17 protein-coding genes are annotated in these 15,432 nt (G+C 65.9%); 3 read left to right on the plus strand and 14 right to left on the minus strand.

All coding sequences use genetic code 11. The features are described 5' to 3' along the window. Positions 1–23: 23 nt before the first annotated feature. From dapA to AC3WJM_RS03985, 11 genes are all read right to left on the minus strand, one after another. Complete coding sequence (gene dapA / locus AC3WJM_RS03935) at positions 24–935, minus strand: 4-hydroxy-tetrahydrodipicolinate synthase (RefSeq protein WP_059387812.1); 912 nt, start codon at positions 933–935, stop codon at positions 24–26. 86 nt (positions 936–1,021) lie between these two features. Further along, a complete protein-coding gene (locus tag AC3WJM_RS03940; protein WP_306962846.1) occupies positions 1,022–1,384 on the minus strand; it encodes a hypothetical protein in 363 nt (120 codons plus the stop codon). A gap of 60 nt (positions 1,385–1,444) precedes the next feature. Next, a complete protein-coding gene (locus tag AC3WJM_RS03945) occupies positions 1,445–1,933 on the minus strand; it encodes a hypothetical protein (RefSeq protein WP_306962844.1) in 489 nt (162 codons plus the stop codon). Positions 1,934–1,937: 4 nt separating this feature from the next. Beyond that, positions 1,938–2,696: a 4-hydroxy-tetrahydrodipicolinate reductase gene (gene dapB / locus AC3WJM_RS03950; RefSeq protein WP_492271240.1), complete on the minus strand. Its 759-nt coding sequence runs from the start codon at positions 2,694–2,696 to the stop codon at positions 1,938–1,940. Between the two features lie 61 nt (positions 2,697–2,757). After that, on the minus strand, positions 2,758–3,213 hold the full coding sequence (locus AC3WJM_RS03955) for a molybdenum cofactor biosynthesis protein MoaE (RefSeq protein WP_236816685.1): 456 nt from the start codon (positions 3,211–3,213) through the stop codon (positions 2,758–2,760). After that, positions 3,203–3,703 carry a MogA/MoaB family molybdenum cofactor biosynthesis protein gene (locus AC3WJM_RS03960; RefSeq protein WP_437773113.1) on the minus strand — a complete coding sequence of 167 codons (501 nt, stop codon included), beginning with the start codon at positions 3,701–3,703 and terminating at the stop codon, positions 3,203–3,205. Before AC3WJM_RS03960 ends, AC3WJM_RS03955 begins: the two co-directional genes overlap by 11 nt. After that, positions 3,700–4,248, minus strand: a complete 549-nt coding sequence (moaC, locus tag AC3WJM_RS03965; RefSeq protein ID WP_306962838.1) for a cyclic pyranopterin monophosphate synthase MoaC — start codon at positions 4,246–4,248, stop codon at positions 3,700–3,702. The genes AC3WJM_RS03960 and moaC overlap by 4 nt, the downstream gene beginning before the upstream one ends. Then, positions 4,236–5,456 (minus strand): molybdopterin molybdotransferase MoeA, encoded by a 1,221-nt coding sequence (locus tag AC3WJM_RS03970; protein WP_476910567.1) that lies wholly within the window; start codon positions 5,454–5,456, stop codon positions 4,236–4,238. The genes moaC and AC3WJM_RS03970 overlap by 13 nt, the downstream gene beginning before the upstream one ends. A 46-nt stretch (positions 5,457–5,502) precedes the next feature. Next, positions 5,503–7,062, minus strand: coding sequence for a molybdopterin-dependent oxidoreductase (locus tag AC3WJM_RS03975; RefSeq protein WP_284989341.1), 1,560 nt, complete (start codon positions 7,060–7,062; stop codon positions 5,503–5,505). Beyond that, positions 7,059–8,327, minus strand: coding sequence for a sensor histidine kinase (locus tag AC3WJM_RS03980; RefSeq protein ID WP_441433218.1), 1,269 nt, complete (start codon positions 8,325–8,327; stop codon positions 7,059–7,061). Before AC3WJM_RS03980 ends, AC3WJM_RS03975 begins: the two co-directional genes overlap by 4 nt. Next, on the minus strand, positions 8,314–9,051 hold the full coding sequence (locus tag AC3WJM_RS03985; protein WP_059387814.1) for a response regulator transcription factor: 738 nt from the start codon (positions 9,049–9,051) through the stop codon (positions 8,314–8,316). The genes AC3WJM_RS03980 and AC3WJM_RS03985 overlap by 14 nt, the downstream gene beginning before the upstream one ends. A gap of 172 nt (positions 9,052–9,223) precedes the next feature. Between AC3WJM_RS03985 and moaA the strand changes: the two genes are divergently transcribed. The 3 genes from moaA to AC3WJM_RS04000 all read left to right on the plus strand — a co-directional run bounded on the left by moaA (position 9,224) and on the right by AC3WJM_RS04000 (position 10,999). Then, complete coding sequence (moaA, locus tag AC3WJM_RS03990) at positions 9,224–10,354, plus strand: GTP 3',8-cyclase MoaA (RefSeq protein ID WP_492271241.1); 1,131 nt, start codon at positions 9,224–9,226, stop codon at positions 10,352–10,354. A gap of 4 nt (positions 10,355–10,358) precedes the next feature. Next, positions 10,359–10,625, plus strand: coding sequence for a MoaD/ThiS family protein (locus tag AC3WJM_RS03995; protein ID WP_284989345.1), 267 nt, complete (start codon positions 10,359–10,361; stop codon positions 10,623–10,625). A gap of 80 nt (positions 10,626–10,705) precedes the next feature. Beyond that, entirely contained in the window at positions 10,706–10,999 is a 294-nt protein-coding gene (locus AC3WJM_RS04000) for a hypothetical protein (RefSeq protein ID WP_492271242.1), read from the plus strand. Between the two features lie 25 nt (positions 11,000–11,024). On the opposite strand, the gene AC3WJM_RS04005 is transcribed toward AC3WJM_RS04000, so the two are convergent. The 3 genes from AC3WJM_RS04005 to AC3WJM_RS04015 all read right to left on the minus strand — a co-directional run bounded on the left by AC3WJM_RS04005 (position 11,025) and on the right by AC3WJM_RS04015 (position 15,324). Continuing rightward, entirely contained in the window at positions 11,025–11,486 is a 462-nt protein-coding gene (locus AC3WJM_RS04005; protein ID WP_492271243.1) for a DUF1579 family protein, read from the minus strand. An 87-nt stretch (positions 11,487–11,573) separates the two neighbouring features. Further along, on the minus strand, positions 11,574–12,917 hold the full coding sequence (locus AC3WJM_RS04010; protein ID WP_306962822.1) for a M16 family metallopeptidase: 1,344 nt from the start codon (positions 12,915–12,917) through the stop codon (positions 11,574–11,576). 154 nt (positions 12,918–13,071) lie between these two features. After that, positions 13,072–15,324 carry a polyribonucleotide nucleotidyltransferase gene (locus AC3WJM_RS04015; protein WP_492271244.1) on the minus strand — a complete coding sequence of 751 codons (2,253 nt, stop codon included), beginning with the start codon at positions 15,322–15,324 and terminating at the stop codon, positions 13,072–13,074. Positions 15,325–15,432 lie beyond the last annotated feature (108 nt).

The following is a 15,432-nucleotide window of genomic DNA, read 5'->3' on the forward strand; positions in this document are numbered from 1 at the left end:
CGCTACTTTCCGGCGGAATCGTTCTAGACAGTGAAGTCCATTCCAGCTTCCGCCAAGTCCTCGCGGATGATTGCGATCTCGGCGGCGTCCGGCTCCACGAGGGGCAAACGGACAACCGAGTTGGGCAGGACTCCCTGCCATTTAAGAATTTGTTTGGCGGCGACGGCGCCTTGGACCCGGGTCATGGTTGCGCGGATCACGGGCTCGAGTTCGAAGTTGATCTTGCGTGCCGTGCCAAGGTCGTTCGAGTTGATGGCGTCGATCAGCTCACGGAAGCGGCGGGTGACAACGTGGGTGGTGACGCCAATCAGGCCCACCGCACCCATGGCCATCCACTGGAGGGTCAGTCCGTCGTCCCCCGAGTAGAAAAGAAGGTCGGTTTCCGCCATGACGCGTGTGGCCGCGGCGAAATCGGCCTTGGCATCCTTGACCGCAACGATGTTGGGGTGGGAGGCAAGGCCGATCATGGTCTCCGGCGCGATCTGGATGGAGGAACGCCCGGGAATGTCATAGAGCATGACAGGAAGCTCGGTGGCGGACGCAATGGCCTCGAAGTGGGCCCGGACGCCAGCCTGGCTCGGCTTGTTGTAGTACGGGGTGACGAGCAGGAGTCCGTCGACGCCGAGCTTCGCGGCTTCCTGGGAGAGGTGCACCGAGTGCGCGGTGTCATTGGTTCCCGTGCCCGCGATGATTGCCGCGCGACCGCCCACGGCTTCCTTCACGGCGCGGAACATGCCGAGGTTTTCCTCGTCGGTGAGCGTGGACGTCTCCCCCGTTGTTCCGGTGACCACCAGGCCATCGCAGCCGTCGTCAACAAGCTTGACTGCCAGTTCCGCTGCCTGCTTGTAGTCAACTTCGCCGTCCTTGGTGAACGGGGTGACCATGGCGGTCAGAAGGGTACCGAGAGCAGGAACGTTCGCACGAGAGTCAGACATATGAAAAACGTTACCCTGTCAGCTGCGGGTTAGGAGAATGGGGCCCGCGTGATTGTCGTCAAATTCAACGAAATGGGAGCACGGCCTCAGGCCGAAGCGTCGCTGTGGCGCCCGGGCGTCGCTGGCCTCTCCGGCGAGCAATACCGGGCAACCGCGGACTCCCGCAAGCGGTCCGCCCACGCTCCCAGCCGCTGTGCTGCCCGCACATAGTCGAACAATTCAACGGGGGTCAGCGATTCAACGTCGGTCTCCGCGAGCCGCCTGGCAAGTTCGGCGCCCGGTTGCTGTTCGCCCAGAACGGTTCCCTCTCGGCGCCACTGCACATCTTCAGGGGGTTCCCCTGCGACAAGCTGCCGGAAGAGGAAATCGACGACGCCCGGGCTCATCGCCTTCATGGGCCCATCCAGGCCTTGGGGATAGCCATTCGGCCGCTTCGAAGGATCGTTCATGCAGCCATGGTATTCGAACATATATTCGAATACAAGGTGTTCTCTCCGAGGGGCCGGCCGCTACCGCTCCGCTGCGGTGGGCTCAGCGCGGAAGAGTCGCACGGCGTCGCGCATGGATTCCCGCGCGCGCTTGCGGTCGCCGGCGGCATCGTAGGCGCAGCTGAGCCGGAACCAGGAACGCCAGTCCTCGGGGGCGGCCTCGGCCTCCACGCGGTACTTTTCAAACTCGGCGTCCGCGGCTGCACGCACGATGCGGCCTCCCGGCGTGCGCGGCAGGTTGTCCACCGGCAGCCCGCCTTCGGCTTCGAGCACCTTCGCCATCTTTTCCGTGCGCGCACCGAAAACAAGCTCGCGGATCAATGCCCACGCTCCAATGATCGGAAGCACCAGGTAGGCGGCTCCGATTCCCTTGGCGACCAGGTTCGCGTCACTGAGCAGCAGGATCGAGCGCTCGAAGGTAACCACGAGGTAGAGAACCAGCAACAGGGTGACGGCACCCACCCAGATCTTGGTGCGGTTCTCCTTGAATGCTTTCCAGAGCGAGCCCATGCGCCTACAGCCCCAGATCCAAATAGCCGTCCAGGCCGACGGTCAGCCCGGGGTGGGACGCCACATTGCGCAGTCCCAGCAGCACACCGGGCATGAAGGACGCCCGGTCGAAGGAATCGTGGCGGATGGTCAGTTGCTCTCCCGGGCCGCCGAGGAGCACTTCCTGATGCGCCACGAGTCCACGCAAACGGACGCTGTGGACGCGGACACCGTCCACGTCGCAACCGCGGGCACCGTCGAGGGCCGTGTTCGTGGCATCCGGGCTGGCCGGGACGCCGGCTTCTTCGCGGGCGGCGGCAATGAGCTGGGCGGTGCGGACGGCGGTGCCCGAAGGCGCGTCCACCTTGTTCGGGTGGTGCAGCTCGATGATTTCCACCGATTCGAAATACTTGGAGGCCTTGGCGGCGAAAGCCGAGGCGAGGACGGAGCCGAGGGCGAAGTTGGGGGCGATCAGGACGCCGGATTCCGGGTTCGCCGCAAGCAGGCCGCGCAAGGCCGCGAGCCGTGCAGCGTCCCAGCCGGTAGTGCCGACAACAGCGTGCATGCCGTGTTCGACGGCGAAGCGGACGTTCGCTTCGGTGCTGTCCGGAACGGTCAGGTCGACGACATACTTCGCACCGGCGTCGAGCAGGGTATCAAGGGAATCGCCGCGGCCGAGCGCCGCGACGAGCTTCATGTCGGCGGCTGCCTCCACCGCCTTGACGGCTTCGATACCCATGCGGCCCTGGGCGCCCAGAACGGCGACAGCAAGTTGTTCGATCATGCCCTTAACCCTACCGGGCGGCGCGCCGGGTTTTTCGCCCCAACGTGGGGTCGCCGGGAAGCTACTCCCCTGCCCCGACCCACTCGACCGTACCGTCGCTGAAGAACTGTTCCTTCCAGATGGGCACTTGCGCTTTGATCCTGTCCACGAGCTCCGAGCACACTGCGAAAGCCTGTCCTCTGTGTGCAGCAGCAACGGCGCAGACGAGCGCAGGTTCGCCAATCTCCAGCAGGCCGATCCTGTGCGCTGCCCAGATCCGTACAGGCTGGGCTGCCTCCCCCGAGTGCTCGGCCACGAGCTTCGCGACGACGTCGGCCATGACCTGGTGCGCCGTGGGGTGGGCGCTGTAGCTGAGCCTGTCGACGGGTTTGCCGCCGTCGTGGTTCCGGACCACGCCGCTGAAGCTCACTACCGCTCCCGCCGTGTCCGATTCAACCGCCGCTATGGCCTGGTCGACGGAAATCGGCTCCGCGCTGAGGATCGCGCTGATGACTTCGAAGTCGGTTTCAGTGGTCATGGCTTCCCTCCAACTGATCGCATAGGTGGGCGATGACAGGATCAAGGACGGCAAGGCCGTCCATTACGCCCTTCGGTGAGCCCGGCAGGTTCACGATGAACGTCTTGCCGGCTGTACCTGCATGGCCCCGGCTCAACATCGCCATGGGGGTCTTGGCGGCACCGGCGCGCCGGATGCCTTCCATGAGCCCCGGTATTTCTCGGTCAAGCAAAGGCAAGGTGACTTCCGGAGTGCGGTCATCGGGGCTCAGACCGGTACCGCCGCTCGTAATGACGACGGCGGGTTCCAGGGTCAGCAGCGCCCGGATGGCGGCACCGACCGGCTCCCCATCCGGCACTACCATGACGGGGAAGGTCTCGTAGCCGTGTTCGACCAGCCAGTCCAGGATCACGGGGCCGCTCTTGTCCTCATAGATTCCTGCCGCGGCACGGTTGGAGGCGATGACCACGCCGGCCTTCCGCGGCCCACGGGCGGGTTCGCAGGCATTCATGTGCGCTCTCCTTCGCCGGGCGCGCCGGACGGGGCGGGAACGGCCCAGTCGCCGCTCTTTCCGCCGCTCTTGGCCAGCACCTGGATGCCGCTGATGACTGCGTGCTTGTCCACTGCCTTGATCATGTCGTAAACGCTCAAGGCGGCCACCGATGCCGCAGTCAACGCTTCCATTTCCACGCCCGTGACGCCCCTGGTCTTCACCGTTGCCAGGACAACCACCGTGTCCGGGCCAAGTTCGAAGTCCACGGTGACCTTGGAAATCGGCAGCGGGTGGCACAGCGGGATGAGTTCGGGCGTCTTCTTGGCTGCCATGATGCCCGCAACGCGCGCTACCGCGAGGGCGTCGCCTTTCGGAAGCTCACCGGCGCCGAGCAAGGAAAGCACCTCGGCGGTGCTGTGGACGGTGGCCGTGGCGGTCGCCTCCCGTGTGGTCACGGCCTTCCCGGAGACGTCGACCATTTGGGCTGTACCATCTTGGCGCAAATGCGTAAGGGCGCCGCCGACCATGCCGGCGGGTTCTGGAGTGTCGTTCACAACATCCATACTTCCACTTCCGCCCCGGCGTCGAGTTCCGTGACGGCCGCAGGCACCTGGACCAGCGCGTTCGAGTTGGCCAGCGCATGGATGAGATGGGAGCCGGCACCGCCCTCCAGCCGGACTGTTCCCCCCGGAAGCAGCGTTCCGCGGCGGACCTGGTGTTTTCCGGCGGGCGAAGTCAAAGACTCCGTAAGGCGGGCCTGCAGGCTGGGCCGCAAGGCGGGGCTTCCGACCACGGCGGCGAGCGCCGGGCGAAGGAACATTTCGAAGGACACGAGGCAGCTCACGGGATTGCCCGGGAATCCCAGGAAGGGCACGCCGTCGAACATTCCGATCCCCTGGGGGCCGCCGGGTTGCATGGCCACCGACACGAATTCAACTGCGTGGCCCATCATCGCCTGCCGGACCACTTCGTAGGCTCCTTTGCTGACGCCCCCGGTGCTGACGATGAGATCGACGGTCCCGCTCCGGCCGCGGAGGAGCGCCAACAGCTCGGCGGGATCGTCGCCGCTGATTCCCGTCCGTGTGACGTGGAGGCCGGACTGCAGCATGGCGGCTTCGAGCAGGGTTCCGTTGGAATCGTAGATCTTGCCTGCCGGCAGGGACGTGCCGGGCTCCACGACTTCGTCGCCCGTGGTCACCAGGAGCACGCGCACCGGCGTGCGGACCTCGACGGCGGTCATCCCCAAGGCGGCGAGGAGCCCCAATTGCCCGGGCCCGAGGGCTGTTCCTGCGTGCAAGGCGACGGTTCCCGCGGTGATGTCGCTCCCGGCGTCGCGGACGAACGTTCCCGGCTCGGTGGTGGGAAGACGGACAGTTGCTGGCACGCCGGGGACGGGAAAGACATCAGGCAGGGCCTGTTCGATAGGCACGACGGCGTCGGCCCCCTCGGGCATCATGGCGCCCGTCATGATCGGGGCTGCGGTGCCCGGGATGAGTCGGACCGGTGCCGCGCCGGCCGGGACCGGGTCCACGACCGTCAGCTCCGCACCGGCGTCGCTCCCTGCGTGGGGGGCAAGGTCGGCTGAGCGGACGGCGAACCCGTCCATCTGGGAGTTGGCGAACGGCGGCAGGCTGAGCGGGGCCAGGACATCGGCGGCAAGTACCCGGCCGAGCGCCCCCATCAGCGGAAGCTCCTCGGTGCCCTTCGTGTCCGCGAGGCCGGACAGCAGCTCCTGGACGGCTTGGCGGTGTGCTGCGACGGATCGTGCCACGAGGGTTCCTCCCGGATTGGTTCGCTCAGACTTTCACAGCCTAATGTCAGTTGGCGGTGACATGGATGGTGTGGAACCCCGTGGCGCCGTCCGGGGCGACGGGAGTTTGGGCTTCGGGCTGCGGCGTACCCGTGGCATCGGTGGCACGGACCTGGACTTCATGGTTCCCGGAGCCCAGCTCAAGGCCCAGCTGCCATTGGTACCACGTATCCGACGAGATCCCGGGCGCGAGCTTGGCTTCCTGCCACTTGCCGCGGTCGACGCGCAGCTCCACCCGGGAAACGCCGCGGTGTTGAGCCCACGCGACACCGCCGAACTGGACCGTTCCCGCCTTTACTGAGCGGCCGTCCCGGGGCACGTCGATGCGCGACTGGGTCTTGATGGGACCGTGGTCGCTCCAACCGCGAGGGACCCAGTAGCCCTGATCGTCGGCGAAACGCGTCACCTTCAGTTCGGTCAGCCATTTGGTGGCCGAAACATAGCCGTAGAGGCCCGGGACGACCATCCGGACGGGGAAGCCATGCTCCAGCGGCAGGGGTTCGCCGTTCATTCCGACGGCGAGGATCGCGTCCCGATTGTCGGTGAGCGCCTCGAGGGGGGTTCCGGCGGTCCAGCCGTCAGTGCTGCGGGAGAGCACCATGTCCGCACCGGGCTTCGGTCCGGCCATGGCGAGGAGTTCGCGGACCGGCCAGCCCAGCCAGAGGGCGTTGCCGATCAGGTCTCCGCCGACTTCATTGGATACGCACGCGATGGTCACGTGACGCTCGATCATCGGCTTCGTCAGCAGGGTGGCGAAATCCAAGGTGACTTCGCGTTCCACCAGGCCAGTCACCTTGAGGGTCCAGTCCGGCGGATTCACGGCAGGCGGGATCAGCGCGGTGTCGATCCGGTAGAAGTCGGGGTTCGGCGTGACGAGCGGCTGCAGGCCCGCCAAGGTGAGGGCGGCGCCGTCGGGAACCTTTTGCGGGGGCGTCACCGGGGCAGGAAGCGCCACCCCGCGGCGGAAATCGGATGCCACCGTTCCCGCCCTCCGCACGAGGGTCGTGACGATCCCCGCCGCCGCCGCTGCTATCGCGGTTCCACCCAGCAATTGCATAAAGCTTCGGCGCGCCAAGGGCATGTCGCTTGCAACGGGCACGGGTCGCCAGGTTTCCAGCCGCTGGATCAGGAGCCGGAGGAAAAGCATGGTGACGATCGTGGCCACGACGGGGGCAATTGCGGCTGTCGGCGCGGCTTGGGCACGGGTCAGCACTGCAGCCAGCCCCGCAGCTCCAGCGAGCAAGGCGAGCGCCAGCCCCGCTCCTTTTCGCCGATACTCCAGCAGTCCTGCTACCGCGGCAAGGACCAAGGTCACCAGGGCGATGCTGACAATCAGGGCAAGTTTGTCGGCGGTGCCGAAAAGGTTGACGGCCAGTTCCTTGGCCCAACCCGGCACGGCGTCGATGACCACACCGCCCAACGCAGTGACCGGTGAAACGGACGGGCTCAGGAACCCGGCCAGCAACTCGCCGGCCGCCACCCCGAACCCGATGGCCACCACGCCGCACGCCGCCGCCCACCGGACGGCCGTCCTGGTACCGGCTTTCTTCGAAGTGGTCCTGCTCATAATGTGCCTGCCTGTTTGGGGCTCTCTGACGGAACGGTGTCCGCGTGGACTGTCTGCTTCGGAAATACCTCGGCGTGGGCCGGGGCGGCCTGTGCACCCGACGGAAGGCGGAGCGTGAATCGGCAGCCCTCGCCGGTGTTCGCCACCGTGACCGTGCCGCCGTGAGCCTTCACGATGCCTGCCACCATGCTGAGCCCCACGCCTGCTCCGCTGTATCGCGGTGGACCCCCTTCCACAGGCTTCCCCGCTCCCCGGGAACGGTCCTTTTGCCAGCCGGTCTCGAAAACGTGGGCGAGATCCTCCTCGTCGATGCCTCCGCAGCTGTCCACGACGTCGACGACGGCGTCGCTCCCGTCGCGTCCGACGCGAACCATGACCCCGCCGTCGGGCCGGCTGTAGATGATCGCGTTGAGCAGCACGTTCCGGACTGCCCGTCCCAGGCTGGGGCCGTCCGCGACGGCCATGCACTCCCGGTCGCCGCCGCCGTCGAGCCGGATGCCGCGTTGGGCGGCGAGGGGCGCGAGATCGGCGATGGCGTCGCTCACGAGGTCGTAGAGGTCGAGGGATTCTGCGCTCAGGCGGAGCGTTCCCGCCTGGATTTTGGACAGTTCCAGGAGGTCGTTGACCATGACCGCCATCTGGTCCGTCTGGGCGATGATCTTGCGGTAGTACGCGGGGATGTCGGAGGCCATGCCATCTTCCAGCGCTTCGGCCATGGCCCGCATGCTGGCCAAAGGGGTCCGGAGGTCGTGCGAGATCCAGGAGACCAGTTCGCGGCGGGCGGTTTCGACGGCGGCTTCCCGTCGCCGGGATTCCTCAAGTTTGACGCTGCTCGCTTCGAGTTCCTGGGCTAGCTGGGCGAGCTCGGAGTTCATTGCCGGTCCGGCCCGCCGCGATCCCGATTGTGGCAGGAAGGAGCCATCGAGGGCTTCTCCGCTGCCGAGGCGCCGCGTTGCTGCGACGAGCCGGATGGCGTTGCGGGACACCCCGGCCCCGAGGACCAGGGAAATCGCGATCGCCACGGCCGAGGCTACCCCGAGGATGTACCACATGACTTCGAGGTCCAGGGCGGAAATGAACATCGCATTGAAGGCGCTCACCATCCCTGCCACGAGGACGGCAACGGTGGCCACCACCACGAGGCAAATCTGGACCAGGATCGACGCGCCACGCAGGAAACGCAGCAAGGCAAGGGTCAAGGCGCCGATGAGGACAGCCCACAACAGCATCCAGCCCAGGATGGTGAACATTTCAGCCGGCTGCATGTCCACCTTCCTTCGCGTCAAAGCGGTAGCCGACTCCCCAGACCGTTTTGAGCAGCATCGGGGTGGTGGGGTTGTCTTCGATCTTTTCCCGCAAGCGACGCACGTGGACGGTCACAGTGGACAAATCCCCGAAGTCCCAACCCCACACTGCCTTGATGAGATCCTCGCGGCTGAACACCTGGTTGGGCCGGCGGAGGAGGAACGCCAGCAGATCGAACTCACGCACCGTAAGCATCAGGGGTTTGCCATCCTGGAGCACTGTGCGCGAGGCAGGATCCAATTCGAAGCCGGCGAGTTCGACTGGCGGTTCCGGGCTGAATTCCCGGATGCTCCGGCGCAGGACGGACTTCACACGGAGGACCAACTCGCGGGGCGAGAAGGGCTTGGTGACATAGTCGTCCGCTCCGCTTTCCAATCCCAGGATCCGGTCGTCTTCCGTGCCGAGGGCGGTCACCATGATGATCGGTACGCTCATGGCCAGGCGGAGCCTGCGGCACACTTCCACGCCGTCAAGTCCGGGCAGCATCCGGTCCAGGATGACAAGGTCGGGCCGCCTGGCGGCCGCGAGGCTCAGCGCGGTGAAGCCGTCGCCCGCGAGATCGACTTGGAAGCCTGCCTGGACCAGGTAGTCCCGGACGACGTCGGCGATGGTCTGTTCGTCTTCGACCAGCAGGATGCGCCGATTGCCGACGTCGGCACCGTGCGGGGCGGGCTGCGTGTTCACACCTTCAGCATAGATTCGCGTGGTGCCCGCGGTACGTGTTCCGGGCGTCCACGGGCCAACCGTATGCATTCCGTAAGAAGTCACCTCTTGCGTTGCCTTCCACGGGAGCGGATGACGAACGTGACTGGTGGCCGATATCACGCTCGGGCCCTGCCTGGCGTAGCCTGAACCCATGAGTGTTCAGCTAGGCATGCCGTTGCCCCCTACGGGCGATGGGACGGGAAGCAGCGTGTCTGCTCCTCCGCCGCGCCCTGCCGGAACTCCTCCGGGCCTGTTCGACCGTTACGGACGCCGGGCCACCGACATGCGCTTGTCCCTGACCGACAAATGCAATCTCCGCTGCACCTACTGCATGCCGGCCGAAGGCCTCGAATGGTTGTCCAAACAAGCCGTGATGACCGCCGCCGAGATCGGCCGGCTGGTGCGGATCGGCGTCGAACACCTCGGGGTCCGCGAACTGCGCCTCACCGGAGGCGAGCCCCTGGTCCGCGCCGACCTGGTGGACATCATCACCGCCCTCCGCCAGGCGCACCCCGATCTGCCGATCTCCATGACCACCAACGGCGTCGGACTCGACAAGAAAGCAGCAGCGCTCAAGCAAGCCGGACTCACCCGCATCAACGTCTCCCTCGACTCCCTCCACGAAGAAACCTTCACGAAGCTGACCCGGCGGCCTTTCCTGGACAAGGTGTTGGCCGGCGTCGACGCCGCCCGGGCCGCAGGCCTGGGACCGGTCAAGATCAACGCCGTCCTCATGCGCGGAATCAACGACGCCGAGTCCCCCGAGCTCCTGGCCTGGGCAGTGGAGCGCGGCTATGAACTGCGCTTCATCGAACAAATGCCGCTGGACGCCGACCACGGCTGGACCCGGCGCGACATGATCACCGCAGCCGAGATCCGCGAACTGCTCTCCCGCGACTTCGCCCTGGCCCCGGACCCGCGCGAACGCGACGGCGCACCAGCGGAACGATTCGAAGTACGACGGCGGCACTACGCATCCGCACAAGCCACCGGTCCGATCCTGGGCACCGTCGGCATCATCGCCTCCGTCACCGAGCCGTTCTGCTCCGATTGCCGGCGCACAAGGATCACCGCCGAAGGCAAGATCATGAGCTGCCTGTTCTCCCGCGAAGAATTCGACCTCCTCGGCTTGCTCCGGTCCGGAGCCAGCGACGAGGAACTCGCCCAACGCTGGCAGGACGCCATGTGGATCAAACCCAAGGCACACGGCATGGACCACACCGGCCTCGGCGCACCCGACTTCGTCCAACCAGACCGCAGCATGAGCGCCATCGGAGGCTGAGGCTTTGCTCGTAAGATACTTCGCTGCCGCGCGCGCCGCGGCAGGCGTCGAAGAGGAACACCACGATCTCCCGGACGGAACCAGCTTGGACGGGCTGATCGCGGCCGTGCTCGCCGTCGAACGTCCGGAACCACCGGCCGGCACGCCGCCCCTGGCCCGGATCATTTCGCGCAGCAGCTTCCTGCGCAACGAGATAGCGGTCCGCGACCATTCGGCCGCTCTCGGTGCGGACGACGTCGTCGACGTCCTCCCGCCGTTTGCCGGGGGCTGAGCCGGCCACGGCCGGAGGGTGGCTCCCGGGGTCCAAGGAGCCTACGCTGTGCCTATCCGCGCAACAGCAAAGGAACAGCCATGTACACCCTCCTGATCGAACACGCCGTGAACGACTTCGACGCATGGAAGCGGTCGTTCGACTCGGATCCGGCAGATCGCGCCGGCTCCGGCGTTGTTTCGTACAGGGTCTCCAAGCCCGTGGACGATTCCCAGCGGGTCCTGATTGAGCTTGATTTCGCCGAGCGGGAGCGCGCTGAATCAATGCTGGACACCTTGCGGACACGGGTGTGGAGTGGACCTGGAAGGCCGGCCTCGCTCGACGGCATGCCGGATGCGCGGATCGTTGAGTTGTTGGAGGCCAAGGTCCTCTGAACGCTGTGCCTGCCGGACGTGTGCCTTAGACGCGCCTGCACACAGAGACCATGAACGGGCTGAACGTCGGGGCATCCCCGAGCCTCAGTTCCGCCGTGTGGGTCAGCACGCCACCGTCCACCTTGAAGGTGTGGCGCGCGGTCCCGCGAGGACTACGCCGCTCAAGCCTGAGCGTGCCGTCCTCCCAATGCCCGCGGGCCGGAGCTTCCGGTGGCCGGCCCATGCTGTCCACGTAGTACCAGAGGGTCTCTCCGTGGTCCGGGTCAACGGTGAAGACACCGTGGCCCTCGAAATGGGTGCCGTCAGGCTCGATGTGCCGGTAGCTCTGCACCAAGGCGTAGCCTCCCGCCGCGCGCGAGAAGGTCACCTCGGCGTCGGCGGTCCGGGCGGGTCCCCAGGGCGAGGCCGCAAGCTCGGTGCTCCCCCGCCAATGACCCAGGAATGCCTCCAGCGCAGTGTGTGCATGACTCTTCGATGGCTCGTTCATGGCGACTCCTGCGCGGGACGATGGATACGTCACCATCATGTTCCCGATCGAGCAGGCGCGTCCAGCCTTCCCCACCCGGACGCGGGTTTAGAGGCCGAACGTCTCGGTTTCCTCGAAGGGCCCGACGACGGTTACGGTGCGGGGGGCTTCGGCGAGCACCCGGGCGAGTTCCTGGACCTGCTCGGCGGTGACGGCCTTGATGCGGTCCAGCGTTTCGTCGATGTCCTGGAATTCGCCGGAGACGAGCTCGGCGCGGCCGAGGCGGGACATCCGCGAACCGGTGTCTTCAAGGGCCAGGACGATTCCGCCGCACAATTGGCCGACGGCCTTGCGCAGTTCCTCGTCCGTGATTCCGTCGGCAGCGAGCTTGTCCAGCTCGGCGCCCAGGAGTTCCAGGACCTGTTTGACCTTCGACGGCGTGCAGCCGGCGTACATGCCGAAGTAGCCTGCGTCGGCATAGGCGGAGGCGAAGGAATAGGTGGAGTAGACGAGGCCCCGCTTTTCGCGGATCTCCTGGAAGAGGCGCGAAGACATGCCACCGCCAAGGACAGCGTTCAGGACGCTCATCACGAAGCGCCGATCGTCGGTGGCCACGATCGAGGGGCAACCCATGATGATGTTGGCCTGCTCCACGGGACGCTTGATCACATGCAGTCCTGCGGTACCCGTGATGTCCGCCCGCTCGGTGGAGCGGCGCTCAACGGGGGCAGCGGTCTCCTTCAGCTCCCACCCGGCCGTCCGCAAGGCATCGAGCACGAGGCGGCACACGATGTCGTGGTCCAGGCCGCCAGCGGCGGTGATGACAATTTCGTCCGGCCGGTAGTAGCGCTGGTAGTGTGCCCACACCGAATCGCGGGACACAGCCTTGATGGCGGCAGGGGTGCCCCCGATCGGTCGGCCCAGCGGATGCACACCGAGCACTGCGGCCACGAAGTTTTCATGTGCGACGTCGGTGGGGTCATCGCTGTCCATGGCGATTTCCTCAAGGATCACGTCGCGTTCCTGCTCAAGTTCCGCAGGATCCAGCACGGCGCCGGTGATCATGTCCGCGATGACGTCGATAGCCATCGGAAGATCTGTGTCCAGCACCCGCGCAAAGTAGCACGTGCTTTCCTTCGCGGTGGCCGCGTTCGATTCACCGCCGACCTCGTCGAAAGCGGACGCGATCTCCAGGGCTGTGCGCTTCTTGGTGCCTTTGAACAAGAGGTGCTCAAGGAAGTGGGTGGAGCCGTGCTGGCCGTCCGCCTCGTCCCGGGAACCGACACCCACCCAGAATCCGATGGTTGCGGATCGCTGCCCGGGCATGGCCTCTGTGAGCACCCGGACGCCTCCCGGAAGCACTGAACGCCGGACAACGGAGCCGCCTTCGGCGCCATGGATCAATTCGCCGCCGGGCACGGTCTGCGCCAATGGGAGGGGTACGACAGTCATCAAGACCTTTCAGTTCTGCGGGAAATCATGGGTGCCAAATCTGGCTGCAATCGTACCAGCGGGCGCATCGCCCCCGGGACGGGAATCCGTCGTTAAAACCGGGCAGGACCGGTGGACATGTCCACCGGTCCTGCCGCGTGTTTGCCGGTTCAGGCTACTCGGCGGAAACTTCAGCCTCTTCGGCGGGAGCTTCCTCGGAGACGGCGCCTTCTTCCTCGGCCACAACCGGGGAGAGGGAGAGCTTGCCGCGGTCGTCGATCTTGGTGATCTCGACCTGGATCTTCTGGCCCACGGAGACGACGTCGTCGACGTTGTCCACGCGCTTGCCGCTGGCCAGCTTGCGCAGCTCGGAGATGTGCAGCAGGCCGTCCTTGCCCGGGGTCAGGGAAACGAACGCACCGAAGGTGGTGGTCTTGACGACCGTGCCCAGGTAACGCTCACCGATTTCCGGGATCTGCGGGTTGGCAATGGCGTTGATCGCGGCACGGGCTGCTTCAGCAGACGGACCGTTGGTGGCGCCGATGTAGACGGTGCCGTCGTCCTCGATGGAGATGTCGGCGCCGGTGTCTTCCTGGATCTGGTTGATCATCTTGCCCTTGGGGCCGATGACCTCACCGATCTTGTCAACGGGGATGTTGACGGCGATCACGCGCGGTGCGAACTCGGAGAGCTCGTCCGGGGTGTCGATGGCGGCGTTGATGACGTCCAGGATGTGCAGGCGGGCTTCGCGGGCCTGCTTCAGGGCTGCGGCCAGGACCGATGCGGGGATGCCGTCGAGCTTCGTGTCCAGCTGGATGGCCGTGACGAACTCGGAAGTACCGGCAACCTTGAAGTCCATGTCGCCGAAAGCGTCTTCGGCGCCGAGGATGTCGGTCAGGGCAGCGTAGCGGGTCTGACCGTCAACCTGGTCGGAAACCAGGCCCATGGCGATACCGGCAACGGCGGCCTTCAGCGGCACGCCTGCGTTGAGCAGGGACAGCGTGGAGGCACAGACGGAACCCATCGACGTCGAACCGTTGGAGCCGAGGGCCTCGGACACCTGGCGGATGGCGTACGGGAATTCCTCGCGGGACGGGAGAACCGGAACCAGGGCGCGCTCTGCGAGTGCACCGTGGCCGATTTCGCGGCGCTTCGGGGAGCCGACGCGGCCGGTTTCACCGGTGGAGTACGGCGGGAAGTTGTAGTTGTGCATGTAGCGCTTGCGCGTGACAGGAGACAGCGAGTCGATCTGCTGTTCCATCTTGAGCATGTTCAGCGTGGTGACACCCATGATCTGGGTTTCTCCACGCTCGAAGATGGCGGAACCGTGAACGCGGGGCAGGACCTCTACCTCGGCGGTCAGCTGGCGGATGTCCGTCAGGCCGCGGCCGTCGATGCGGATCTGGTCCTTGAGGATGCGCTGGCGGACAACCTGCTTAGTCAAGGAGCGGAAGGCTGCGGACAGTTCCTTCTCGCGGCCCTCGAACTCGTCGGCGAGGGCGCCAAGGACTTCGTCCTTGAGTTCGTCGGAGGCGTTGTCGCGGTCCTGCTTGTCGGCGATCTGGAAGACAGCAGCAAGCTTCTCGGCAGCGGCGGCTTCAACAGCGGCGTAAACGTCGTCCTGGTAGTCCAGGAAGACCGGGAATTCAACCGTGGGCTTGGCAGCGCGGGCGGCCAGGTCAGCCTGGGCCTCGCACAGGGCCTTGATGAACGGCTTGGCAGCCTCGAGGCCCTCGGAAACGACCTCTTCGGTGGGAGCGGTGGCGCCCTGTTCCTTGATGAGGTTCCAGGAGTTGTCCGTGGCTTCGGCTTCAACCATCATGATGGCGACGTCGTCCCCGGCGATGCGGCCGGCAACAACCATGTTGAAGACGGCGTTCTCGAGCTGGGAGTGCTTCGGGAAGGCAACCCATTCGGTGCCCTGTTCGTCGGCGATGAGGGCAACGCGGACGCCGCCGATCGGGCCGGAGAACGGGAGGCCGGAGAGCTGGGTGGACATGGACGAGGCGTTGATGGCCACGACGTCGTAGAGCTCGTCCGGGTTGATCGCCAGGACGGTCACGACGATCTGTACCTCGTTGCGCAGGCCCTTGACGAACGCGGGACGCAGCGGGCGGTCCATGAGGCGGCAAGCCAGGATGGCTTCGGTGGACGGGCGGCCTTCACGGCGGAAGAACGAGCCCGGGATGCGGCCGGCGGCGTACATGCGCTCTTCGACGTCGACGGTCAGCGGGAAGAAGTCGAAGCCTTCACGCGGGGACTTGCCTGCGGTGGTTGCGGACAGCAGTGCGGTGTCTTCGTCGATGTAGACCATCGCGGCGCCGGCTGCCTGCTTGGCGAGGCGGCCGGTTTCGAAGCGGATTACACGCTTGCCGAAGCGGCCGTTGTCGATGATGGCTTCTGAGAACTGGATTTCGGGACCCTCCATTGAGAGTCACCTCCGTTTCTTGTTTAGCGGAAGTCCTCCCGCATCGACCCAGGCCAGCGTCTGTTCCTGGCCTGTACGACACCCGGTCATCGATCGAGACCCACGGGC

The organism is Arthrobacter sp. FW306-1B-G06A, assembly GCF_058781765.1.